Origin of the sequence: Lentilactobacillus hilgardii DSM 20176 = ATCC 8290 (assembly GCF_000159315.1) — a bacterium.
In the GTDB taxonomy this organism is placed as follows: domain Bacteria; phylum Bacillota; class Bacilli; order Lactobacillales; family Lactobacillaceae; genus Lentilactobacillus; species Lentilactobacillus hilgardii.
Genome location: NZ_GG669992.1, coordinates 582,299 through 604,657 on the forward strand (window position 1 = coordinate 582,299; position 22,359 = coordinate 604,657).

The following is a 22,359-nucleotide window of genomic DNA, read 5'->3' on the forward strand; positions in this document are numbered from 1 at the left end:
CCATCACCTACTTGACTTCTGACCACAAGTCTTTTTATTTAATGTCATAAATTCTAACATTATCAATGCAAACCGTCTAGTATTTGTTAGAAACATTCTTATTTAATTTTAAGAGTATTAAAAACGGAACCGGGCTCAAAAGCCTGTTAAAAAGCAATTTGAAAATTACAGAAAAAGCTAAAATTTATTTTAGTGATTAACCGGCAGATGTCATATAATATGACAAACATTACAAAAACAGTTATCCTAATTCAAATAGGATAACTGTTTGTTTAAGGCTTAAACTTCGGCAACTGCATCTGTAATTGGCGTTGCACCGTCGCTCATTGGAAGAATTTTGCCAATGGTATGATCATCTTTAACAATTTCTGCAAGTACATCCGCCACGTTCTCGATGCTATTTTCGTTCTTGGTATATTCACCTAAACTTACTTTACCGGAACCTGGGGTTTCTGTCAGAGTTGTTGGCTGAAGAATCGTGTAATCCAAGGCTGTATTCTTAATTAACCAAAGATCGGCAAAATGTTTAGAAATTAGATAATTTGCAAGTGGGGACGGATTGTCGCCGCTAAATGAATCAGGGGTCAAAGATCCCTTGGAGCTCAGCATAACAAAGCGGTCGATTCCGCGTTTAGCCGCCTCTATCATGACTTTAACGGCACCATTCAAGTCAACCTGCAGAAGATCTTTACCGCCGGAACCAGCAGTAAAGATCAATGCGTCAGCTTCCGGCAACACCTTTAGGATGTTGTCTTTAGTGTCGTGTAAATCAATCTTGAAAGGTTTGATATTAGAGCCCTTTTCGATATTTTCAGGTTTACGGGCACCCGCAAGAACTTGATCGCTCTTGTTTTCAGCCAACTTTGAAACAACTTGCTTGCCAACCCGACCGGTGGCACCGATGACGATAATTTTCATGTTTGTCCTCCTTTAAGCTTTCTATGTTTAGTATATCGGTTATGACCCACATAATGAAAGAAAAGTCTTAGAAAAGATTGAATTCTTGATCTGCATCAATTATTTAAATCTAAAATCCCCATATACTAAATGTATCATATCGGGGAGGAGAAATTTAAATGAAATTTCAACGCTTTATTAATCAACATATTAATCAAATTACATTAATAACGGCAGCTTTAATCGGTATTGGCTTATTGGGGCTCATCACCAAGATAGGGTGGTTATATACGTGGTCATTTATCTTAGCTTCCATTATTTCGGCGGTTCCCATTGTTCTAAGAGCATTCTCAGCTTTGCGATTTAAAACAATCAGTATTGAACTGTTGGTCAGTATTGCAGTTGTTGGGGCATTCATTATTGGTGAATACAATGAGTCGGCCATCGTCACATTCCTATTTCTTTTTGGAACTTTCTTGGAAAATAAGACATTGGCAAAGACTCGACATTCTATTAAAGACTTGACTGAAATGGCACCAACAACGGCCCTTGTCATTGGTGAACATGATCAAATCGAAGAAACGGATGTTGACCTTGTAGACACGGGTGACGTCGTATTGGTTAAGACAGGTGCTCAGGTGCCGGTTGACGGTCGAATTGTTTCAGGATCCGGTCATGTTAACGAAGCCAGTATTACCGGCGAAGCAAAATTAGTTTCTAAAACCAGTGGGGATTCGGTTTATTCAGGTACTATTTTGGATAACGGGACGTTAAAAGTTCAAGCCACCAAAGTTGGCGATGACACAACCTTTGGCAAAATAGTTGAATTGGTTGAAAATGCGCAGGATACTAAATCCCCAGCTGAAAAGTTTATTGATCGATTTGCGACCTATTATACACCAGCCGTTTTAATCATTGCGGCACTTGTCGGTATCATTTTTTCTGATTTTCGTTTAGCAATAACGGTATTGGTATTAGGATGCCCCGGTGCTTTGGTAATAGGTGCCCCGGTGTCAAACGTTGCCGGAATTGGTAATGGTGCCAAACATGGTGTTTTGGTTAAAGGTGGCGACGTGATGAACACATTGAGTCACGTAGATACGATTATCTTTGATAAAACCGGGACACTGACTGAAGGCAAAACGGCCGTAACCCATTTTCACACTTACAGTGATGACGAAAAAGGATTATTGGTGGCAGCGGCGGTTGAAAGTCAGTCCGATCATCCTCTGGCTAAAGCAGTGGTTGATTTCGTCCAATCAAAGCATCTTGATTTTTCAGATATATCGGTTACGTCCAGCAATACGATTAAAGGTCGCGGCATTAATGCCCTTGTGAATCAAGAACGGGTATTAATCGGTAACCAACGGTTAATGGCGGATAACCGGATTGAGTTATCGACCAAACAGTTGGACGATCTGCATGCCATTCAGCGACAGGGAAGTTCTTCGGTGATTGTGGCCGTGAATCATTCTGTTCAAGTGATTATTGGTATCTCAGATGTCGTTCGAACCGGCGTCAAGGAAAGCTTACAACAATTGAAAAAAATGGGTGTCAAAAAAACAGTGATGCTGACTGGGGATAATCAATTGACGGCCCAAGCAGTTGCCAAACAGTTGCAAATTGATGAGTTGCATGCAGATTTGCTCCCGGAGCAAAAGGTCACTTTTGTTAAGCAATTTCAAAACGAGGATCAAAAAGTCGCCTTTGTTGGTGACGGTATTAATGACAGTCCATCGATTGCCACTGCGGACATTGGCATTGCGATGGGAAGCGGCACCGATGTTGCGGTTGAAACATCCGATGTTGTTCTGATGTCTTCCGGATTCGATGAGTTGGTTCATGCTTTTGGCTTGGCTAAAAAGACAGTGTTAAATACGAAAGAAAATATCATTATTGCGGTTGGAACGGTTGTATTCCTGCTCATCGGGTTGATAGCAGGCTATATCTATATGGCTAGCGGCATGCTGGTTCACGAGGCCAGTATTCTGGTTGTTATTTTTAACGCCATGCGACTCATTCAATATCAAACAAAATTACCAAAAATTGATGTAGATCAAGTAACTGAGAGCCGAGTTAAGTTATCTTAATTATAGAAAGAAAAACGGAGGTCGTTAAAATGAGTAAAGCAATTTTACAATTAGATGCATTATCATGCCCGTCATGTATGCAAAAGATCCAAGGTGCGTTGGAGAAACAAGCAGGCGTGGAGACTGTTAAGGTTTTGTTTAACGCTGCCAAAGTCAAAGCCGAATTTGATGCGGATCGGATTTCTGCAGATCAATTATCAAACACCGTGACTGACCTGGGCTATGAAGTTAAATCAATGAAAGTTAAGTAGGAGTGACTAAAATGACAACGCAAACATCGGAAAAATTGTATGAAGCAGAAGTTAAGCAAGCGGATCTTGATCACCATACGCCAACCGCCGGGGCAATGACCGGCCACATTGTGTCAAATCTGGTGGTCCTGGCTGATAAGCTGCAGCAGACCAAATGGTATGTTAAGGGGATGAATGCAGCCTCACTGAAGCAAACGATAGCCGATTTATTGCAGCAGGCCTATCGTCAAAAAGATACTATGGGAAGTGTTTTGATTGATGAGGCGCTGTTGACGCCGACGACTCAAAAGGAATTCACTGAATATGCCATGCTTCAGGAAAATGGGCGAAACAAGTATCAGAATGCCGACTGGCTGGTCGATGATTTGGTTCATGACTACGATACATCGAACCTCTTTGTAACCCGGGCAATTAAATTGGCGGAAAAAGAAGATCGTCCCGTTTTGGCACAGCATCTTACTACGTTATTGGGTGAAAATAATCATAACATTGCTTTCTTACAGGCACTCTTGGGTAAGACGCCGAGGGAAGGACTGGATGAAGAAGACGATGAAGATTGATTAAATTGAAGGTGTATCGAAGAAGGATCCTTAATGACTCTATGATCAAAGAGTCGTGAAGGATCCTTTTTTGTAAGGCAACTTATTTGACACAATTTGTAATGATTTTGTAGAACTTATATCATAATTTCACTTTAGATCATTAGTTTTGCAGTTTTGCCTAAAAACAAAAACCGCATCAAAACAAAATTGCCTTATACACGAACGATTAAATTAAAGTTACAAAACCGGTTCGCGTTTCCTGCTTTATAGCTGTTCTATTATCAACCAACTAAAATAAATGCTAAATGATATCATTGTTTTAAGTAAAAGCGAACAATTTTACACAATATAAATTTTTAGTCGGAAATATACAGTAAAACACGAACTTTAGATATTGACTTTCACTTAATTGTTAAGTATTATTTAGACACAAAATAATTTAAAAGGTGAGTGGTTATGATGGCAAACATCGTCGGGGTTGCAATGGGATCAATCTCGGATTGGCCAACAATGAAATTGGCCTGTCAGCAATTGGATAACTTGGGAATCTCGTATGAGAAGCACGTCATTTCAGCACATCGAATGCCCGATGAACTTCAAGCATTTGGAAAATCGGCACGAAATAAAGGCTTGAAAGTTATCATTGCAGGTGCCGGTGGGGCTGCCCATTTGCCGGGAATGATCGCCGCAAACACAACGCTGCCTGTCATCGGTGTACCAATTAAAACCCGAACATTAAATGGTGTTGATTCCTTGCTTTCAATTGTTCAAATGCCATTTGGTGCCCCCGTGGCTACTGTGAGTATAGGCGAATCCGGCGCAAAGAATGCTGCCTTGTTAGCCGCCCAGATTTTGGGAGTTGAAGATCAAGCAATTCAACAGAAACTTTTAGATTTAAAACACGAACAACGAGTGGAGGCCAAAAACAGTGAGCAGCAATTCGATTAAAACACTTTTGCCACCGGCAACCATCGGCATTGTTGGTGGTGGGCAACTCGGACAGATGATGGCGTTGATTGCCAAATCAATGGGATACAAAGTCGGTATTCTAGATCCAACGCCTCAGGCACCTGCCAGTCAGGTTGCCGACTTTCAGATTGTGGCTGAATACGATGACGTTGACTCACTGATGGAATTAGCCGATAAAAGCGACGTTTTAACCTATGAATTTGAAAATGTGGATGAAGATGCGCTGCTAAAAGCTAAAAAAGTGGCCGAACTCCCACAGGGTGTGGACTTACTGCACATCACCGGCGAACGTTTAAACGAAAAAAACTTTCTTCGCCAAGCCGGTATTCCGGTAACCAACTTTGCGGCTGTTTCAGATGAAGCATCTATGACAGATGCCATAAAAGAAGTCGGTTATCCGGCAATCCTGAAAACCGTGTCGGGCGGTTATGATGGTCACGGTCAAATGGATATTAACAGCCCTCAAGATATTGAAAAGGCCGTTGAACTTTATGGGAAAGCCCAATGCATTCTTGAAGCCCGCCAGTCCTTTATTGCCGAAGCATCGGTGATGGTTACAAGGGATGTCAACGGCAAGGTGATCACATTTTCATTGGTTGAAAATCGACATAAGAATCACATTCTTCATACAACGATCGCTCCCGGCCGGTTCTCAAAAACCATTCATCAAAAAGCCCATGACTATGCAGAAACTATTGCCAATAAACTTGATTTGTACGGTGTGCTCGGTATTGAACTCTTCGTCATTGATGACAAGGATTTGATGGTTAACGAGTTGGCACCCCGCCCACATAATTCAGGCCATTACACCATTGAAGCCTGCAACATTTCACAATTTGAAGCACATATCAGAAGCATTTGTGGATTGCCGATTCCTCAAATTGCACAAGAGAAGCCGGCTGTTATGAGAAACCTGCTTGGTGCCGACTTAACGCTTGCAAGGAACCTGCTTAAAGAGCATCCGGAATGGCATTTCCACGATTACGGAAAAGCGGAAATTCGACCACAACGCAAAATGGGTCATGTGACCGTTCTAGGTGATGACATCGACCAGTTACTGAAATCAACCGACATGTTAAAGGGAGAAAATTAAAATGACTGAAATTGCTGATATCGAAAAGAAAGATTTATTGTACAAAGGTAAAGCCAAAGAAATGTTTACCACAAATGATCCCGACATCATGTGGGTTCATTACATGGATCAAGTAACGGCTTTTAATGGTAAGAAAAAAGTTCAGATGCAGGGAAAAGGCCAGACCAACTGTGAAATTTCATCGTTAATTTTTACGGACTTGGCAAAGCACGGCATTGAAAATCACTTTATCAAGCAATTGGATGCTAACAACCAATTGGTTAAGCGGGTCAAAATCATTCCGTTGGAAACGGTCGTTCGAAATTTTGCTTCAGGCAGTTTTGAAAAACGGTATGGCGTCGAACATCTAATGGCATTTGAAAAGCCGGTTACCGAGTTTTTCTACAAGAGTGACGAGCTTGACGATCCCTTTATTAATGATTTTGATGCCGAAGCGCTTAATGTAGCAACCGAGGATCAAATGAAAAAAATCCGTGACATTGCTTTAAAGGTCAATGATCGCTTGAAAGAGATCTTTTCCGAAATGAATGTTGATTTGGTTGATTTCAAAGTTGAATTTGGTATGACCAGTGATGGTCAGTTGATTTTGGCAGATGAGATTTCACCAGACAGCTGTCGCTTAATTGATCGCACAACCAAGAAGTCGCTTGATAAAGATGTCTTTAGAAAAGGGCTTGGTGCATTGGTGCCTGTCTATAAAGAGCTGCTGGGGCGCTTGGAAAAAGTGGAGGATGTTCAATAATGGCTTTGGTAAAAGTATACGTTAACTATAAAAAATCAATTTTAAATCCTGAGGCACAAGCCATTCAGAAGGCACTCGGCCGTTTGGGATACGACAATGTCAATGATCTAAAACTTGGTAAATATTTTGAAATTACCGTTGCCGACGGCATTTCACGCGACGACTTGAATAAGGAAATTAACGATATCTGCGATAAGATGCTGGCTAACTATAACATGGAAAATTATCATTATGACATTACTGAAACGGAGGCTGCTCAATGAAATTTGCAATCCTTGCGTTCCCAGGTTCCAACTGTGAAATGGATCTGTACTACGCGATTCAAGACATTATGAATGAGGAAGTTGAATTGGTTTCTTACAAGAAGAACTCATTAGAAGGCTTTGACGCTGTCTTAATTCCCGGCGGCTTTTCATACGGAGATTATCTTCGCAGTGGTGCGATTGCCCGCTTCTCACCAATTATTCCGGCACTTCAGGAATTTGCCAAAAGTGGTCGACCGGTTCTGGGAATTTGCAACGGATTTCAGATTTTAACGGAAGCCGGGTTATTGCCCGGCAGCCTCCAAAAAAATGTTTCAGCCAAATTTATCTGTCAGACAGAACCGCTGGTCGTTAATAATGCTGGTTCACTATTTTCTTCAGCTTTTAAGTTGGCACAAATTATCAACCTGCCGATTGCTCATGGAGATGGTAATTATTACTGTGATCAGGAGACTTTAAAGCGGTTGATTGCCAATGATCAGATTATTTTTAAATATCGAAACAATCCCAACGGAAGCGTCGCCAACATTGCCGGAATTACCAATAAAGCCGGAAACGTCCTGGGTATGATGCCCCATCCGGAACGAGCCGTTGAAGATATCTTGGGATCAAGCGATGGCATTGGTATTTTTCAGTCAATTATTAACTATGTAAAAAGTCGAGAGGTAGTCGCTCATGGATAAAGTGATGAATCAACCGGTGGAGGCAACGCCGGAACAAATCAGGGATCAAAAATTGTATCAGTCAATGGGGTTGTCGGATCACGAATATCAGTTGATCAAGGATGACGTTTTACACCGGTTACCAAATTACACAGAAGTTGGCCTTTTTTCTGGCATGTGGAGCGAACATTGTTCCTATAAGAACTCTAAACCTGTATTAAAGAAGTTCTATACCAAGGGCGAACATGTTGTGAAGGGGCCTGGCGAGGGCGCCGGCATTATTGATATCGGCGATAACCAGGGGGTCGTTTTTAAAGCAGAAAGTCACAATCATCCTTCAGCCGTAGAGCCCTTTCAAGGTGCTACAACCGGTGTCGGCGGTATCTTAAGGGATATTTTTTCAATGGGTGCCCGGCCGATTGCCTGTCTTGACAGTCTGCGTTTCAGTACACCTAAAACCGATGAGGACCGTTACTTTATTTCTCAAATCGTAGCGGGAATCAGCTCTTACGGTAATTGTATCGGGGTACCAACCGTTGGCGGTGATACGACTTTCGACGATGCTTATGAACACAATCCATTGGTTAACGTCATGTGTGTTGGCTTGATGGACCTCGATAAGATTGAAGTCGGCGCTGCAGCCGGTGCCGGCAACAGCATTGTGTATGTGGGTGCCAAAACCGGTCGTGACGGTATAAACGGTGCTTCATTTGCTTCGTTCCAATTTGATTCCGAACATGAAAGCCAGCGTTCGGCTGTTCAGGTTGGGGATCCCTTTACTGAAAAATTGGTTATGGAAGCTTGCCTGGATGTTATTAATAATCATTCGGATTCACTGGTCGGTATTCAGGATATGGGAGCAGCCGGATTAGTATCATCATCAGCTGAAATGGGCTCTAAAGCCGGCGGTAACGGCATGGTTCTTGACCTTGATTTGGTACCGCAACGTGAAGCCGACATGACGCCATTTGAACTTATGCTGTCAGAGTCACAGGAAAGAATGCTGCTTTGCGTAAAGGCCGGCCATGAAGATGAAGTCTTGACCGTTTTTGACGATCATGGTGTTGATGCAGTTGTGATCGGCCATGTGACGGAAGGCGATCATTATCAATTGCTGCAGCACGGTAACGTTGTCGCAGACGTTCCGGTTGATTCATTGGCTTCTCAAGCACCGGTTTATCACCGAGAATCCGAAGTGCCGGCGCATTTAAAAGATTCCGATACCAAACAATTTGTGCCCGAAATTAAAAATCCAACAGCGACTTTAAAACAGATGTTGACGCAGTTAACGATTGCTTCAAAAGAAAGTATTTATCAAACATATGATACACAGGTTCAAACAAATACGGTGGTGGCACCGGGATCGGATGCCGCGGTTGTACGGGTTCGTCATTATGATAAAGCCTTGGCAATGACGACCGATGTCAATGGCCGCTATCTTTACTTGAACCCTCGGATTGGTGGCCAAATGGCAGTTGCCGAAGCAGCTCGAAACATCGTTGCTTCAGGAGCTGTCCCACTTGGCATTACTGATTGCCTGAACTTTGGCAATCCCGAAAAGCCGGATCAATTTTACGAATTGGATCAAGCGGTTATGGGGATGAGCGATGCCTGCGAGAAATTCAATGCACCGGTTATTTCAGGAAATGTCTCACTGAATAATGAATACGATAACGTCCCGATTTATCCAACGCCAATGGTTGGCATGGTTGGCTTGATCAAGGGGTTGAAGCATGTGACGACCCAGGACTTTAAACAGGCAGGTGACCTAGTTTACGTTGTCGGTCGAACAGGAAACGGATTTAACGGCTCTCAAATTCAAAAAATGCAGACCGGTAAGATTTCCGGAAAACTATTTGATTTTGACTTGGACTACGAAGCCCAAATGCAACAATTAGTGATCGACGCCATCCAAAATGATTTGGTACACAGTGCCCATGATATTTCAGAGGGCGGCCTGATTACGGCAGTTGCCGAAAGTACCTTCGGCAATCAACTCGGGGTTGATCTCACCAGCGACTTGCCTGTCGATCGATTCTTTTCGGAAAGCCAGTCACGATTTATTGTGTCAATTGCATCTGAAAATCAGGATGCGTTTGAAAAGTTGATGGGTGAAAATGCCGATTGTTTGGGAAAAGTCACTGACGATAATCATTTATTTGTTTCCGCAGCTGATGGTTACTTTGATATGGATGTTGATGATGCATTTCACCTTTGGAAGGGAGCACTGCCATGCAGCCTGAAGTAAAGAGTTTAAATGAAGAATGCGGCATCTTTGGCGTTTGGGGAACACCGGATGCCGCACGCTTAACTTACATTGGCCTGTTTGCCCTTCAGCATCGTGGTCAGGAAGGCGCCGGCATTACCGTTAATAATGATGGTGAGTTGCGTACCAAGCGCGGCTTTGGTCTGTTAACCGATGTTTTTGACTCACCAAATGCAGTCGCAGATCTTGACGGAAATGCCGCAATCGGACATGTCCGTTATTCCACGGCCGGTAGTAACTTGTTGGAAAATATCCAACCGTTGCCATTCAATTTCAGTGATACCCAGTTTGCATTAGCCCATAACGGCAATCTGACCAACGCTATTTCAATTCGAAAGCAGTTGGAGGATCGTGGGGCCATCTATCATTCAAGTTCCGATACCGAGAACCTGATGCATTTGATTCGCTTGAGTCAGGCGCCTGATTTGGATGATCAGGTAAAGGAAGCCTTGAATATCATCAAGGGTGGCTTTGCCTATCTGATTATCACAAAGGATCGACTGTACGCTGCTCTTGATCCAAACGGTTTTCGACCATTGGTTGTTGGCCAATTGCCCAACGGTGCTTATGTCGTCTGCAGTGAAACCTGCGCGCTGGAAGCAGTTGGTGCCAAGTTTAAATTTGATGTCCAACCTGGCCAATTAATCAAAATTGATGATACCGGGATTACGATTGATCAATATACCGATGACACACAGTTATCAATTTGTTCAATGGAATTTATTTATTTTGCCCGTCCGGATTCCGATATTTATGGGGTCAATGTTCATTCCGCCCGTAAGCGGATGGGAGAAATTTTGGCCAAGGAACAGCCGGCAGATGCCGATATTGTGACAGGTGTGCCAAATTCGTCACTGTCAGCAGCGATGGGTTTTGCCGAGGCAGCAGGTTTGCCTTATGAAATGGGACTTGTGAAGAATCAGTATTCGGCACGAACGTTTATTGAACCCACTCAGGAATTACGTGAGCAGGGTGTCAATATGAAACTTTCAGCAGTTAAGGGTGTTGTGAAAGGCAAGCGGGTTGTCTTGGTTGACGACTCAATTGTTCGTGGAACCACCAGTCGCCGGATTGTTAAATTATTGAAGGATGCCGGGGCCGCTTCGGTTCATTTGCGAATTGCGTCACCGCCGCTTCGCTACCCATGCTTTTATGGAATTGATATTCAACACGTCAGTGAGCTGATTGCTGCCAATCATACAATTGAAGAAATGCGTCAGATCTTTGATGCTGACTCACTGGGATTCTTGAGTGTGGAAAGTTTAATCGAAGCGGTTAACTTGAAAACCACTGCGCCTAATAAGGGTCTTTGTGTCGCATACTTTGATGGCAAATACCCAACGCCGCTTTATGATTATCAAAGAGAGTATGATCGTGATCAGGCTCAATTACACGCCGCAAAAATGGGATGAGAGGGAAATAAAATGGATGCCTATAAAAAAGCCGGTGTTGATATTAACGCCGGGTATAAATTGGTTGATGAAATTAAACAGTTATCTCATAACGATGCGCTGGGGGCCTTTGGCGGCATGTTTCCATTGAGTTTGGGTCATTATCAGAATCCGGTTTTAGTGTCTGGAACCGATGGTGTTGGTACCAAATTATTAATTGCAATTAAGGCCGGCATACATGACACAATTGGGGTTGATCTGGTTGCCATGTGTGTGAATGATGTGTTGGCACAGGGCGCTAAACCTCTTTTTTTCCTTGATTATTTGGGAACCGGTCATTTGAACCAATCTGAGGCAAAAGCCATTTTAACCGGTGTTGTTGATGGTGTTTCTCAAGCTGATGCAAAATTGGTTGGCGGCGAAACGGCTGAAATGCCGGATATGTATCAGCATGGTCACTATGATTTGGCCGGTTTTACCGTTGGGATCGCCGATCAGGATAAACTATTGAAATCGGACAATCTCCGAGAAGGCGATGTTTTGCTGGGCTTGGCCTCCAACGGCCTGCATTCCAACGGCTTTAGCTTGGTACGAGATATTTTGTTCAAACAAAACCACTATTCATTGGATGAGACATTACCAGGTTGTCAATTGGATCTAAAGCATGAGTTACTGCGACCAACTCGAATTTATGTCAAATCGGTTTTGCCGTTGATTGAACAGGGATTAATTCAATCAATTGCGCATATTACCGGTGGGGGACTGATTGAAAATGTCGGTCGGATTTTACCTGACCATTTGGATGCAGCATTCAACCTGAATAGTTGGCAGGTACCAGCCATCATGACGAATTTACAAAAAATCGACCACTTGTCATTTAATGACATGAAACAGACGTTTAATTTGGGACTTGGAATGGTATTGGCCATTCATCCGACAGATGTGGATCGTGTAAAGGCCGAATTGGAAAAAGCCGGCGAGACGGTTTACCAAGTCGGTAAATTGGTTTCCGGTTCAAAAAAAGTTGTGATTCGAGAGGATTTGTTATGAAACCAGACGTTAAAAGAATCGCCATTTTTGCTTCAGGTGAAGGGACTAATTTCACCGCGCTCTGTGAGTCGTTTAAGAAGGAAGGCTTACCGATTAATGTGACCTTATTGGTATGTGATCACCGCAAAGCCAACGTTTTGAATCGGGCTAAAAAAGAAAATGTGCCGACTTTTGTGATCAACTTTAAAGATTATCCCGATAAAGCGGCCGCTGAGAGGGTCATTGCCAAGAAACTGGCGGACGAAAAGATCGATTTTATCCTGTTGGCCGGCTACATGCGAATTATCGGGCCAACCCTGTTAGCGACTTATGAAGGAAAAATTGTGAATATCCATCCGGCCTTGTTACCTAAATTTCCGGGCCGTCACGGGATTGAAGATGCTTATCAGGCCGGTGTTGACGAAACAGGTGTCACTATTCACTGGGTTGACTCCGGAATCGATTCCGGAAAAGTGATTGCACAACGGATGGTGCCAGTGTATAAAGATGATAAGCTGAGTGAACTTGAGCAGCGAATTCACGCTACCGAACATCAATTATATCCAGAGGTAGTCAAACAACTATTAGAAAGAGGAGAAATATCATAATGGCTAGAACAGCTCTGTTAAGTGTTTCCGATAAAACGAATTTGGTTGATTTTGCAAAACTGTTGAAAGATTTGGATTTCGAAATCGTTTCAACCGGTGGTACCAAAAAAGTATTGGAAGCCGGCGGTGTTGACGTTACGGGTGTTGAAGAAGTCACCGGTTTTCCTGAAATGCTGGATGGCCGGGTAAAGACCCTTCATCCAAAGATTCATGCCGGTTTATTGGCTAAACGGGATGACCCGGATCACATGAAGCAGTTAAAGGATGCCGGAATTACGCCGATTGATTTGGTGGCAGTTAATCTTTATCCCTTCAGACAGACCATTGAAAAGCCGGAGACAACCGAAGCCCAAGCAATTGAACAAATTGATATTGGCGGGCCTTCCATGTTACGGGCCGCAGCCAAGAACTTTGCCGATGTTTTAACAATTGTTGATCCTAATGATTATCAACCAGTGATTGACGCACTTAAAGCTCACAGTGACGACAATGCGTTTAGAAAACACTTGGCAGCAAAAGTCTTCAGACACACAGCTGCCTATGATGCCATTATTTCAAACTACTTAACCGAAGAGGAATTCCCGGATCAATTGACATTGACCTACGAGAAGCAACAAAGTCTTCGATACGGTGAAAACAGTCATCAAAAAGCTGCTTTCTACCGTGATCCAATTCCTTCAAAGCTGTCTATGATTACCAAGCAACTTCACGGAAAGGAATTGTCATTTAACAACATTAAGGATGCAAATGCTGCCTTAAACATGGTCAGTGAATTTGACGATCCGTGTGTTGTGGCAATGAAACATATGAATCCATGCGGTGTCGGCACTGCCGATAATATTAGTCAGGCTTGGGATGAAGCCTATGAGTCCGACCCAATGTCAATCTTTGGAGGTATCATTGCCGTCAATCGTGAAATTGATGCGCAAACTGCTGAAAAAATGCACAAGATTTTCTTGGAAATTATTATTGCACCATCGTTTACGGATGAAGCTTTCGAGATTCTAGCCAAAAAGAAGAATATCCGTTTACTTCAAGCTGATTTGAGTCACCGTGACCAACCGGACCGCTTTGAAACCATTTCGGTCAGTGGCGGGATGTTAATCCAAGAATCCGATCATCAAATCGATCAAATCCCTGATTTTAAGGTGGTTACCAATGCGCAACCGACTGAACAACAGTTAAAAGCGCTCCAATTCGGTCAACACATTGTTAAGTTCGTTAAGAGTAATGCGGTGGTTGTTACAACTGATACTAAAACATTGGGTGTTGGAATGGGTCAGCCAAATCGGATTGATTCAGCCAAGATTGCTATTCAAAAGGCAATGCCAAAAGATGGCTACGAGCATGCGATTATGGCCTCCGATGCCTTCTTCCCGATGGACGACTGTGTTGAGTATGCTGCTCAACACGATATCAAAGCAATTATCCAACCGGGTGGCAGTATTCGGGATAAAGACTCGATTGCTATGGCCGATAAGTACGGCATTGCTATGGTCACAACGGGAGTAAGACACTTTAGACATTAGTGTGCGAAACAAAGCGGTTAACATTTGGAATATAAGGCGTGAATCTTGGAAATCCTGGGGTTGGATTGTTAAGATTTATCCCTTATATGTAAAATGTTGCTTTGAGGAGCAGTCCTAAAGAAGTGTGCGAAACAAAGCGGTTAGCACCCAGAGCGTAAGGCGTCAAATTGGGAAATCCCGTATTTGGATTTTTCAATTTGATCCCTTACGTGGCGTGGTGCTGCTTTGAGGAGCAGTCCTAAAACAGTGTGCAGGGCTAACCCAGGACAAGCCGGAGTGTAAGCTGGCAGGCGGCAAATTCCCGATTTTGGAATTTGATGGCTGTTGGTTTACATGCAGGCTTGTGGTTAGCGGAGCAGTCCTAAAAAAGTGTGCGAAACAAAGCAGTTAGCATTTGAAGCAAAGCATTTCAACCAAGAAGGTTCGCGTTTCTTGGTTACATAGTCAAATAAAGGAGAGATAAAATTGGCAAACGTTCTTGTTATTGGATCAGGCGCGCGTGAGCATACGATCGCGGCAACATTTATGAAGAGTCCCCAGGTTGAAAATGTTTATTGTGCACCCGGAAATCCAGGGATGAAGAAAGATGGCATTCACCGTGCGGCAATTGATGAAACCGATTTTAAGACATTGGGCGATTTTGCTGAAAGTCATCAAATCGATTTGGCATTTGTTGGCCCGGAAGTCCCGTTGGCAATGGGTGCGGTTGATACATTGCAAAAACGCGGTTTGAAAGTCTTTGGCCCCGGTCAGGCGTCTGCCTGCCTTGAAAGCGACAAAACGTTTGCCAAACGTTTCATGAAACGAAACGGTATTCCTACGGCTGATTTTGAAACCTTCACGGATTATGGCAAAGCAGCGGCCTATGCTGAAACCTTGTCTTTGCCGTTGGTTATTAAAGAAAATGCTTTGGCTGCCGGAAAGGGTGTCACGATTGTCACCCAACGAGCAGATGTTAATCCACTGCTTCGAAGTGAGCTGGAAAAGTCCGGCGAAATCTTGATCGAACAATATCTTGAAGGGGAAGAATTTTCCCTCATGCTTTTCGTTGGTGGAGACAAACGAGTGATTTTACCGATTTCTCAAGACCATAAGAAAATTCATGAAGGTGAGACCGGACCAAATAGTGGAGGCATGGGCGCTTATTCACCGGTTCCCCACATCACAGATGATATCTTGCAGGAAACAATTAAGACGGTTGTTGATCCAACTATGGCCGGTCTTAAAAATGAAGGCCTGGAGTTCGCCGGTACAATTTATATCGGCTGCATGCTGACCAATGACGGTATTAAAGTCATTGAATACAATGTTCGTTTGGGAGATCCTGAAACTCAAGTTCTGCTGCCCCAACTAAAGAGTGATTTTTACCAAGTTATTATGGACCTGGTTGATCATCAATTACCGGACATGCAGTGGCAGGACTCCAATTATTACTTGGGCGTTGTGGTTGCCGCTCCAGGATATCCCCAAGCACCGCAACAGGATATTCCACTGCCGGCGTTACCGGATAACATTTTTTATGCCGGCGTTACCAGCGATAATGATAAATTGTTTAGTTCAGGCGGCCGGATTTTTACAATTGTGGATCATGCCCCAACGTTGCAAGCCACTCAGGATAAAGTTTATGCGGAATTGGCAAAAATCAACCTGTCGGATTTCTACTATCGAAAAGATATTGGCTTCAGGGATTTGGAAAAAAGTCGGGTATAGAATGGTCTTTAGGCTGAAAGTCAATTAAAAAAGAGTTTTAATATAACAACAAGCCGAGCATTCCCAATTTAGGGAGTGCTTGGCTTGTTGTTTGTCTATTAAAAGGGAAAAATAATCAAAGGTCACCAGTTAGAAACTGAGCTTTCCCGAGTCCGAAGCTCCAATCTTCATCGCTGTTAACAACCAGGCTGACAACGATGTCTTCTTTTCGCATGCCCAATTTTTCGTGCAGTCGATCAACCAATTGTTGATAAAACTGCTGTTTTTGCTCGGTTGTCCGTGGTCGGGTGACCAGGTTGAAGATAATGACCCTGTCGGTTCGTTTAATGCCCAATCCGGTATCCAAAACAGGTATTTCGTATGGTTCGTGTTGGGTGACGATTTGGTAGCGGTCACCATTGGGCGCACCGAAAGTTTTCAGCATAACATGATAAGAAATATCCAAAACCCGCTTGATTTCGTCTTCGGTTCGTCCTTTGAGCATATCGATTCGCATTAACGGCATGATAATTCCTCCAAACTTTTGTGAGTATTCAAGTAACTACGTTCAGCTTAATCCGAATTAAAAAAATGAGTGGGATTTTGTTTGAGAAAAATCCCGCTCACTTGAAAGTGACTAGTTAGTCATGTGCGTTTAACCAATTATCCATCACTTTAATAAATTCGTCATGTTGATCCAGCAACGCTAAGTGGCGGCTGTTGGCAAACAGATGCCATTTAGCGTTTGGAATGTGATCATACACCGATTTTGCGATAAGTGGTGTGCATAAATCGTCGGTACCGTTGGTGACTAAAACCGGGACATGGATGTTTTTGAGTTGATCCGTCACATCGAAGTCACTGATCGTGCCGTTCTCAGTAAACTCGTTAGGTCCTTCGGCAATTAAGCTTGCTTTCTTCCCGTTGGTCGGCCGTCTTAGCGGTTCGGGAGAATTTTCGTCAGGATCGTCCCAGCAATAGCGCTCCATATATCTGTCGTTGGCAGCCAGGTATTTTGGCCCGGAAAAGTCACCGGTCCTCTCAGCCTCACTGATTGCCTGACGATCTTCATAACTTAAGTATTTAATCAATCGATGCTGTTCTTGTATCCATAATTTAATAGACGCAGGAGAACCATCGATCATGACACTTTTAATGCCGGATTGATCGTAGTTGGTCAGGTAGAACATTTCCAGCATCCCACCCCAAGATTGACCAAGCATGTGGATGCTGTCCAAATGCAGGTATTTTCGGAGGGCAACTAATTCTTCCGCCCAGGTTTCTTTGACATAAACAGAGCGGTCATCAGGAATCGATGATTTTCCGCAACCTACCTGATCGTACATAATGAGTTGACGACCAGTAGCCGCATAATCGTCCAGTAATTCGAAATAGTTGTGAGAAGATCCCGGGCCGCCGTGAATTAAAAGTAGTGGCGCCTTATTTTCACTTGGCTCACCGACAATTCGATAGTATGTCTTGTAACCACGAAATGGCATATAACCTTCTTGAATCTTGATTGTGTTTGTGTCCATAGCACCCAATCCCTTCATAAAAATCTTTTATTGAAGTCGATTATACTACTAGATTACAAGGCGTATTAGGGAAATCTAAGTTTCCTTTAATAATCAGATTGATTAATTCCTCAATGGGTATTTGTTTTGGAAGGCATTAAGTTCAAAATAAAAGGGACTAGGTTCCCAGCGAGAGGGAAGATAAGTAATAAGATCAGCCAATTGCTGAGGTTGAGATCGTGAAGCCGACGAGCCCGACTGGTCGATAGCGGTAATCGGAAGAATTGTCATTACAAGAAGAATAATGATCGCGTGTACGAGGGAGTTTAGTGGTGCAAGACCCAAATGGACAGAGCCATATTTGGCGAAGCGCTGCCATTGGCCGGTGATAAATCCGTATCCAAAGAAAAGAACATTATTAATCAGCCACGGAATCCAATACTTGAATGCGGGTTGCGGTAGCATTAAAAATAAAAGCCTTTGACCAAAATTCCAAATTGGAGGGGTTTATTTGAATTCGGATCAGTATACATAGCGAAAGAGAGCATTGCAAATAGCTAACGAATTTATAATGATGAATTTGGTAGAAAATCAAAAAACTTTGGTTAAAAAGCAGCCAAAGCTTAAAGTTAAATGATTATTAGACAAGAAGGATTAACTATTTTTAACAGCTAATTTCTTCAACCCCGGTAGCGTCATCATAGTAGTGAAGCTGATGATATAGAGCACGGATAGGAAGCCCATTAAAACGGCAAGCGAGTAGTTATCCATTAAAATGCCGATCACGACTGAGGAGAAACCGCCAACTGCACGACCAATATTAACAATGATATTGTTTGCGGTTGAACGGATTTCCGTTGGATAAAGGCGGCTGATGACGGCACCGTAACCGCCAAACATCCCATTTGAGAAGAATCCAACTATGGCGCCAATAATCAGCAGTGATAGGGTACTATGGGCTAACGTGATTGTATAAACCATGCCTGCAGAGGCAACCAGGAAGATCCCAAATGCCCGGCGTGGACCGAAGAAGTCAAGAATCGAACCAAATGTCATCATACCAAGGCTCATACCGATAATCGTTGCAATCATCCATAGTGATGAACCGGAAACGTTTAAACCAAGTTGTTTTTGAACAATGATTGGCAGCCAGTTCATTAAGCCGAAATAACCGGCAATTTGTACGGTTGCCATGATCATCAGGGCAAAACTTTGATAAGCCAGTTTAGGAGAGCTGAACATCAATTTGAAAACGGCACTGGTCGTTGATTCGGTTTCTTCCCTTTTGGCTTCAACAAAGGCGGTTGTTTCGGTTAAATGGCGACGGACAAAATAGGTTAGAATAACCGGTACCAATCCGATTAGAAACAGGGCGTGCCATCCGAGATTTGGGATAATGAACGCTGCGGCAACTGCGGCTAGAATAGCACCGACCTGGCCGCCAATGGCAGCGATTGATGTCATTTTGCCGATTTGATTTTTGTGAAAGGATTCGGCAATCAGTGAAATACCAACGCCGTATTCACCACCGGCACCGATGCCTGCCAGAAATCGTAAGACATAAATCAAGGCAATATTATTGGCAAAAGCCATGGCGGCAGTTGCAAAGGCAAAGATGAAGATGGTGTAGGTAAAGGTTTTTACGCGACCAAATCGATCACCGATCAGGCCGAATAAAACGCCGCCAAACAGCATTCCCAAATTTGTGATGGAGCCAATTAACCCAGCAGCACCACCGCTTAAATGAAGTTGACTGATCATTGAACTCATTGCAAAAGATAGAAAAAGCACATCCATATTTTCCAATGCAAAGCCAGAACTGGTTGAAGCGATCACCCATTTCTGATTTTTGGTAAAATGACGGCTGTGCGTAACGGTTGTATTTGTACTTTCCATATATTCGTTCCTCCAAAATGAGCGCTCACCGGCACTCGTTATTTTTGCTGAAAACAGTATGACATGAATAGGCAGAAAATGCAAGAACGGCACTATATAGATGTTCGAATACATTATTAATAATGATCTATGATCCCCTTTTATTTTATAACCATGGTCCCAAGTTGAAAGTTGCCAATCCGTTAGTCATATCAAGTTCCCCTAAAATCAACTTGAACAAAATCACGTGACGTGATAAAGTAATTAACAAGTAACAAAGCTTTAAATTGGTTCAGAGAGGCCAAAAGCGGACGACATAAAATAATCAGAGAGTCCGTCATTTTGCGAAGAATTCAGTGCAGGGATGTATTGGATCGCATGATTCCGGGCTCTTTTTATGTAAAAATAACGGAGGTTAACCATGAGAGGACCACTAATTGTATCGCTCGATGTTGCGAATAGAGAAGGATTATTTAAGATTATCAACAAGTTTCCTACCGGAGAAGAAATGACCGTTAAAATCGGGATGGAATTATTCTATGGCGAGGGACCGGAAATTGTTCGCAGCCTGCTTAACAAAGGGTTCAAAGTTTTCTTGGATCTTAAGCTTCAGGATATTCCCAACACCGTTAAGATGGGTATGATGCAGATTGGTCGGATGGGTGTGACCTATACAACTGTTCACGCACTGGGCGGATCGGAAATGATTGCCGCTGCCAAGGAAGGCTTGGAACTTGGAAGTGAAGAAGCCGGTGTCCCTACGCCAAAATTACTGGCCGTTACTGAGTTGACTTCAATTACTGAAGACGCGTTGAAGAACGAACAAAATTGCCGATTGGATATGGTTGATCAAGTTGTTTCCCTGGCAAAACTAGCTAAGAAATCCGGTGCCGATGGTGTGATTACCTCTCCACTGGAAGTCAGCTCGTTAAAGAAGCAGGTCGGTGATGATTTCCTTTATGTAACACCGGGAATCCGTCCGGCCAACTTCCCCAAGGACGACCAATCAAGAACCGCAACGCCAAAACAAGCTGCAGAATATGGCAGTTCGGCTCTGGTTGTCGGCCGACCGATTATTCGCTCAAACGATCCGGTAGCCGCTTATCACAAAATGTTAGAGGAGTGGAATTATGCAAACTGATAAAATCATTCAATCATTAATCGATAATAAAATCGTCAGTATTAATTTAAAGAAACCTTTTCGATATGCAAGTGGCATTCTTTCACCAATTTATACCGATTTTCGCCTGACTATTTCAATTCCGGAGTTACGGGATATGATCGCCGACGGGTTGGCCGAATTAATTCGGAAAAACTATCCTGAAGCAACGGTTATTGGTGGTGTTGCGACTGCCGGTATTCCTCATGCTTCGTGGGTTGCACAACGTTTGAATCTGCCGCTGATCTACGTTCGGGCCAAGCCTAAGGATCATGGTGCCGGAAAACAAATTGAGGGCCGTATCGGAAAAGATGACAAGGTTGTCTTGATTGATGATTTGATTTCAACCGGTGGCAGTGTTTTAGGAGCAGTGAAGGCTGTTCGAAATGAAGGCGTTAACGTGATCGGTGTTGCTTCCGTCTTTACATATGGAATGCCGGATGCCGACAAGAACTTTGCGGACGCACATACAACACTTCATCCACTCTTGAGCTATGCGGAACTTATTTCTCAAGGACACAAGGAAAACAAGTTCTCGGATGAAGAGTATTCACGACTATCAACTTGGCATAAAGCCCCTTGGGACTGGACAAAACAGGAGGAACAGGCAAATGCTGCAAAATAAAATCTCTTTAAAGGCCAACATTGGCAAGTATAGATTTAACAACGTTTTATTAAACGCTGCAGGAATCCGTTGCGCAACAACCGATGAACTCACTAAGATTTTACGTTCAACAGCTGGTGGTTGTGTGACTAAAAGCGCAACCCCTCAACCACGTGAAGGAAACGAGAGCCCTCGAATGAAAGCAACACCCCTTGGGTGTATCAACTCAATGGGCTTACCTAATCACGGTCTGGATTATTATTTGAAATTTGCTGAAGAAAATCAAGGGAAAAATGACAATCAAGTTATTCTGTCGATTGCCGGATTGTCCGTTGATCAAAACCTGGAAATGCTTCATCAAATCCAGGATAGTTCGTTTGACGGTTTAACCGAGCTGAACCTTTCCTGCCCGAATATCAAGGGTGAGTCACAGATTGCCTATGATTTTGAAGCTGTTCGCGACATTTTAACTAAAGCGTTTGACTTCTTTACCAAAGATATCGGCATTAAGCTGCCGCCATATTTTGACTTACATCAATTCGACCAAATTGCCGACGTATTGAATGAGTTCCCGATTGCTTATGTTAACTCAATCAACTCCATTGGTAACGGGCTGATTGTAAATCCAGAGACTGAATCAGTTGTCCTTAAACCAAAGGGCGGTTTTGGCGGTCTTGGAGGCGACTATGTTAAACCAACCGCGCTTGCCAACGTCCGTGGCTTAAGACTTCGATTGAAGCCGGAAATTGCGATCATCGGTACTGGCGGTATCAAATCCGGTCGGGATGTTTTTGAGCATATTCTCTGTGGCGCCAATGTTGTTCAAATCGGAACGGCTTTTGGTTTTGAAGATGTTAAAATCTTTGATCGGATCTCCAAAGAGCTAAAAGAAATTATGGCTGAAAAGGGCTACACGAGTTTGGATGATTTCAGAGGGAAGCTGAAGACACTATAGACCATTCTGAGAATCAGAAATTAATCATTGTTTGCCATTAATAAAACCTGAATGCACCCTGATAACCGGGGTGTATTTTTTTAATTAAGAGTAGATAAGATATGGTTGTGGAGAGGCATCTATGGAAGTGGACAGGAATGTCCATATTTGCGAATAAATAATTTGAATCAATTTAAATGATGACTGAAAATATTAAGAGAGGCCCAGTAATTTGATCTGCCAAATTACTGG

General features: G+C 43.1%; 22 protein-coding genes. 17 read left to right on the plus strand and 5 right to left on the minus strand.

All coding sequences use genetic code 11. The features are described from left to right. Positions 1-279 precede the first annotated feature (279 nt). Entirely contained in the window at positions 280-918 is a 639-nt protein-coding gene (locus HMPREF0519_RS02655) for an NAD(P)H-binding protein (RefSeq protein WP_003557238.1), read from the minus strand. 158 nt (positions 919-1,076) lie between these two features. Between HMPREF0519_RS02655 and HMPREF0519_RS02660 the strand changes: the two genes are divergently transcribed. The 14 genes from HMPREF0519_RS02660 (at position 1,077) to purD (ending at position 16,042) form a co-directional block, all read left to right on the plus strand. Further along, a complete protein-coding gene (locus HMPREF0519_RS02660) occupies positions 1,077-2,987 on the plus strand; it encodes a heavy metal translocating P-type ATPase (RefSeq protein WP_003634406.1) in 1,911 nt (636 codons plus the stop codon). 29 nt (positions 2,988-3,016) lie between these two features. After that, a complete protein-coding gene (locus HMPREF0519_RS02665) occupies positions 3,017-3,238 on the plus strand; it encodes a heavy-metal-associated domain-containing protein (RefSeq protein WP_035444261.1) in 222 nt (73 codons plus the stop codon). Between the two features lie 11 nt (positions 3,239-3,249). Next, positions 3,250-3,798: a ferritin-like domain-containing protein gene (locus tag HMPREF0519_RS02670; RefSeq protein WP_003634409.1), complete on the plus strand. Its 549-nt coding sequence runs from the start codon at positions 3,250-3,252 to the stop codon at positions 3,796-3,798. A gap of 441 nt (positions 3,799-4,239) precedes the next feature. Beyond that, entirely contained in the window at positions 4,240-4,728 is a 489-nt protein-coding gene (gene purE / locus HMPREF0519_RS02675; RefSeq protein WP_035462365.1) for a 5-(carboxyamino)imidazole ribonucleotide mutase, read from the plus strand. Then, on the plus strand, positions 4,709-5,842 hold the full coding sequence (gene purK / locus HMPREF0519_RS02680) for a 5-(carboxyamino)imidazole ribonucleotide synthase (protein ID WP_003634411.1): 1,134 nt from the start codon (positions 4,709-4,711) through the stop codon (positions 5,840-5,842). The genes purE and purK overlap by 20 nt, the downstream gene beginning before the upstream one ends. A gap of 1 nt (position 5,843) precedes the next feature. Next, the gene (gene purC, locus HMPREF0519_RS02685; RefSeq protein WP_003551730.1) at positions 5,844-6,584 is read left to right on the plus strand and encodes a phosphoribosylaminoimidazolesuccinocarboxamide synthase; all 741 of its coding nucleotides are present in this window, start codon (positions 5,844-5,846) and stop codon (positions 6,582-6,584) included. Then, complete coding sequence (gene purS, locus HMPREF0519_RS02690) at positions 6,584-6,847, plus strand: phosphoribosylformylglycinamidine synthase subunit PurS (protein ID WP_003557250.1); 264 nt, start codon at positions 6,584-6,586, stop codon at positions 6,845-6,847. The genes purC and purS overlap by 1 nt, the downstream gene beginning before the upstream one ends. Beyond that, positions 6,844-7,530 carry a phosphoribosylformylglycinamidine synthase subunit PurQ gene (gene purQ / locus HMPREF0519_RS02695; RefSeq protein ID WP_003634413.1) on the plus strand — a complete coding sequence of 229 codons (687 nt, stop codon included), beginning with the start codon at positions 6,844-6,846 and terminating at the stop codon, positions 7,528-7,530. The genes purS and purQ overlap by 4 nt, the downstream gene beginning before the upstream one ends. Then, positions 7,523-9,757, plus strand: a complete 2,235-nt coding sequence (purL, locus tag HMPREF0519_RS02700; RefSeq protein WP_003557254.1) for a phosphoribosylformylglycinamidine synthase subunit PurL — start codon at positions 7,523-7,525, stop codon at positions 9,755-9,757. The genes purQ and purL overlap by 8 nt, the downstream gene beginning before the upstream one ends. After that, complete coding sequence (purF, locus tag HMPREF0519_RS02705; protein WP_040472684.1) at positions 9,742-11,187, plus strand: amidophosphoribosyltransferase; 1,446 nt, start codon at positions 9,742-9,744, stop codon at positions 11,185-11,187. Before purL ends, purF begins: the two co-directional genes overlap by 16 nt. 12 nt (positions 11,188-11,199) lie before the next feature. Then, the gene (gene purM, locus HMPREF0519_RS02710) at positions 11,200-12,216 is read left to right on the plus strand and encodes a phosphoribosylformylglycinamidine cyclo-ligase (protein ID WP_003557257.1); all 1,017 of its coding nucleotides are present in this window, start codon (positions 11,200-11,202) and stop codon (positions 12,214-12,216) included. Next, positions 12,213-12,803 carry a phosphoribosylglycinamide formyltransferase gene (purN, locus tag HMPREF0519_RS02715; protein ID WP_003557259.1) on the plus strand — a complete coding sequence of 197 codons (591 nt, stop codon included), beginning with the start codon at positions 12,213-12,215 and terminating at the stop codon, positions 12,801-12,803. The genes purM and purN overlap by 4 nt, the downstream gene beginning before the upstream one ends. Next, the gene (purH, locus tag HMPREF0519_RS02720) at positions 12,803-14,332 is read left to right on the plus strand and encodes a bifunctional phosphoribosylaminoimidazolecarboxamide formyltransferase/IMP cyclohydrolase (RefSeq protein WP_003634417.1); all 1,530 of its coding nucleotides are present in this window, start codon (positions 12,803-12,805) and stop codon (positions 14,330-14,332) included. Before purN ends, purH begins: the two co-directional genes overlap by 1 nt. A gap of 465 nt (positions 14,333-14,797) precedes the next feature. Beyond that, positions 14,798-16,042: a phosphoribosylamine--glycine ligase gene (gene purD / locus HMPREF0519_RS02725; protein WP_003634419.1), complete on the plus strand. Its 1,245-nt coding sequence runs from the start codon at positions 14,798-14,800 to the stop codon at positions 16,040-16,042. Positions 16,043-16,157: 115 nt separating this feature from the next. On the opposite strand, the gene HMPREF0519_RS02730 is transcribed toward purD, so the two are convergent. The 4 genes from HMPREF0519_RS02730 to HMPREF0519_RS02745 all read right to left on the minus strand — a co-directional run bounded on the left by HMPREF0519_RS02730 (position 16,158) and on the right by HMPREF0519_RS02745 (position 19,431). Next, on the minus strand, positions 16,158-16,547 hold the full coding sequence (locus HMPREF0519_RS02730; RefSeq protein ID WP_003634421.1) for a tautomerase family protein: 390 nt from the start codon (positions 16,545-16,547) through the stop codon (positions 16,158-16,160). A gap of 115 nt (positions 16,548-16,662) precedes the next feature. Then, complete coding sequence (gene pepI, locus HMPREF0519_RS02735; RefSeq protein WP_040472685.1) at positions 16,663-17,541, minus strand: proline iminopeptidase; 879 nt, start codon at positions 17,539-17,541, stop codon at positions 16,663-16,665. Between the two features lie 125 nt (positions 17,542-17,666). Continuing rightward, complete coding sequence (locus HMPREF0519_RS14710) at positions 17,667-17,753, minus strand: hypothetical protein (protein ID WP_369077482.1); 87 nt, start codon at positions 17,751-17,753, stop codon at positions 17,667-17,669. Positions 17,754-18,189: 436 nt separating this feature from the next. Continuing rightward, on the minus strand, positions 18,190-19,431 hold the full coding sequence (locus HMPREF0519_RS02745) for an MFS transporter (RefSeq protein WP_040472637.1): 1,242 nt from the start codon (positions 19,429-19,431) through the stop codon (positions 18,190-18,192). A 400-nt stretch (positions 19,432-19,831) separates the two neighbouring features. Here HMPREF0519_RS02745 and pyrF point away from each other — a divergent pair, with 400 nt between their 5' ends. From pyrF to HMPREF0519_RS02760, 3 genes are read left to right on the plus strand one after another with little or no spacing between them, the layout of a single operon-like run. Next, positions 19,832-20,551 (plus strand): orotidine-5'-phosphate decarboxylase, encoded by a 720-nt coding sequence (pyrF, locus tag HMPREF0519_RS02750; RefSeq protein ID WP_003551774.1) that lies wholly within the window; start codon positions 19,832-19,834, stop codon positions 20,549-20,551. Next, on the plus strand, positions 20,541-21,194 hold the full coding sequence (pyrE, locus tag HMPREF0519_RS02755) for an orotate phosphoribosyltransferase (RefSeq protein ID WP_003634428.1): 654 nt from the start codon (positions 20,541-20,543) through the stop codon (positions 21,192-21,194). Before pyrF ends, pyrE begins: the two co-directional genes overlap by 11 nt. After that, positions 21,181-22,128 (plus strand): dihydroorotate oxidase, encoded by a 948-nt coding sequence (locus HMPREF0519_RS02760; protein WP_003551778.1) that lies wholly within the window; start codon positions 21,181-21,183, stop codon positions 22,126-22,128. The genes pyrE and HMPREF0519_RS02760 overlap by 14 nt, the downstream gene beginning before the upstream one ends. The last annotated feature ends 231 nt before the right edge of the window (positions 22,129-22,359 follow it).

Bases quoted from the DNA above. Each gene is read 5' to 3' on its own strand.
- HMPREF0519_RS02655 (WP_003557238.1), bottom strand. From the start codon at position 918: ATGAAAATTATCGTCATCGGTGCCACCGGTCGGGTTGGCAAGCAAGTT.
- HMPREF0519_RS02660 (WP_003634406.1), top strand. From the start codon at position 1,077: ATGAAATTTCAACGCTTTATTAATCAACATATTAATCAAATTACATTA.
- HMPREF0519_RS02665 (WP_035444261.1), top strand. From the start codon at position 3,017: ATGAGTAAAGCAATTTTACAATTAGATGCATTATCATGCCCGTCATGT.
- HMPREF0519_RS02670 (WP_003634409.1), top strand. From the start codon at position 3,250: ATGACAACGCAAACATCGGAAAAATTGTATGAAGCAGAAGTTAAGCAA.
- purE (WP_035462365.1), top strand. From the start codon at position 4,240: ATGGCAAACATCGTCGGGGTTGCAATGGGATCAATCTCGGATTGGCCA.
- purC (WP_003551730.1), top strand. From the start codon at position 5,844: ATGACTGAAATTGCTGATATCGAAAAGAAAGATTTATTGTACAAAGGT.
- purS (WP_003557250.1), top strand. From the start codon at position 6,584: ATGGCTTTGGTAAAAGTATACGTTAACTATAAAAAATCAATTTTAAAT.
- purQ (WP_003634413.1), top strand. From the start codon at position 6,844: ATGAAATTTGCAATCCTTGCGTTCCCAGGTTCCAACTGTGAAATGGAT.
- purL (WP_003557254.1), top strand. From the start codon at position 7,523: ATGGATAAAGTGATGAATCAACCGGTGGAGGCAACGCCGGAACAAATC.
- purF (WP_040472684.1), top strand. From the start codon at position 9,742: ATGCAGCCTGAAGTAAAGAGTTTAAATGAAGAATGCGGCATCTTTGGC.
- purM (WP_003557257.1), top strand. From the start codon at position 11,200: ATGGATGCCTATAAAAAAGCCGGTGTTGATATTAACGCCGGGTATAAA.
- purN (WP_003557259.1), top strand. From the start codon at position 12,213: ATGAAACCAGACGTTAAAAGAATCGCCATTTTTGCTTCAGGTGAAGGG.
- purH (WP_003634417.1), top strand. From the start codon at position 12,803: ATGGCTAGAACAGCTCTGTTAAGTGTTTCCGATAAAACGAATTTGGTT.
- HMPREF0519_RS02730 (WP_003634421.1), bottom strand. From the start codon at position 16,547: ATGCCGTTAATGCGAATCGATATGCTCAAAGGACGAACCGAAGACGAA.
- HMPREF0519_RS02745 (WP_040472637.1), bottom strand. From the start codon at position 19,431: ATGGAAAGTACAAATACAACCGTTACGCACAGCCGTCATTTTACCAAA.
- pyrF (WP_003551774.1), top strand. From the start codon at position 19,832: ATGAGAGGACCACTAATTGTATCGCTCGATGTTGCGAATAGAGAAGGA.
- pyrE (WP_003634428.1), top strand. From the start codon at position 20,541: ATGCAAACTGATAAAATCATTCAATCATTAATCGATAATAAAATCGTC.
- HMPREF0519_RS02760 (WP_003551778.1), top strand. From the start codon at position 21,181: ATGCTGCAAAATAAAATCTCTTTAAAGGCCAACATTGGCAAGTATAGA.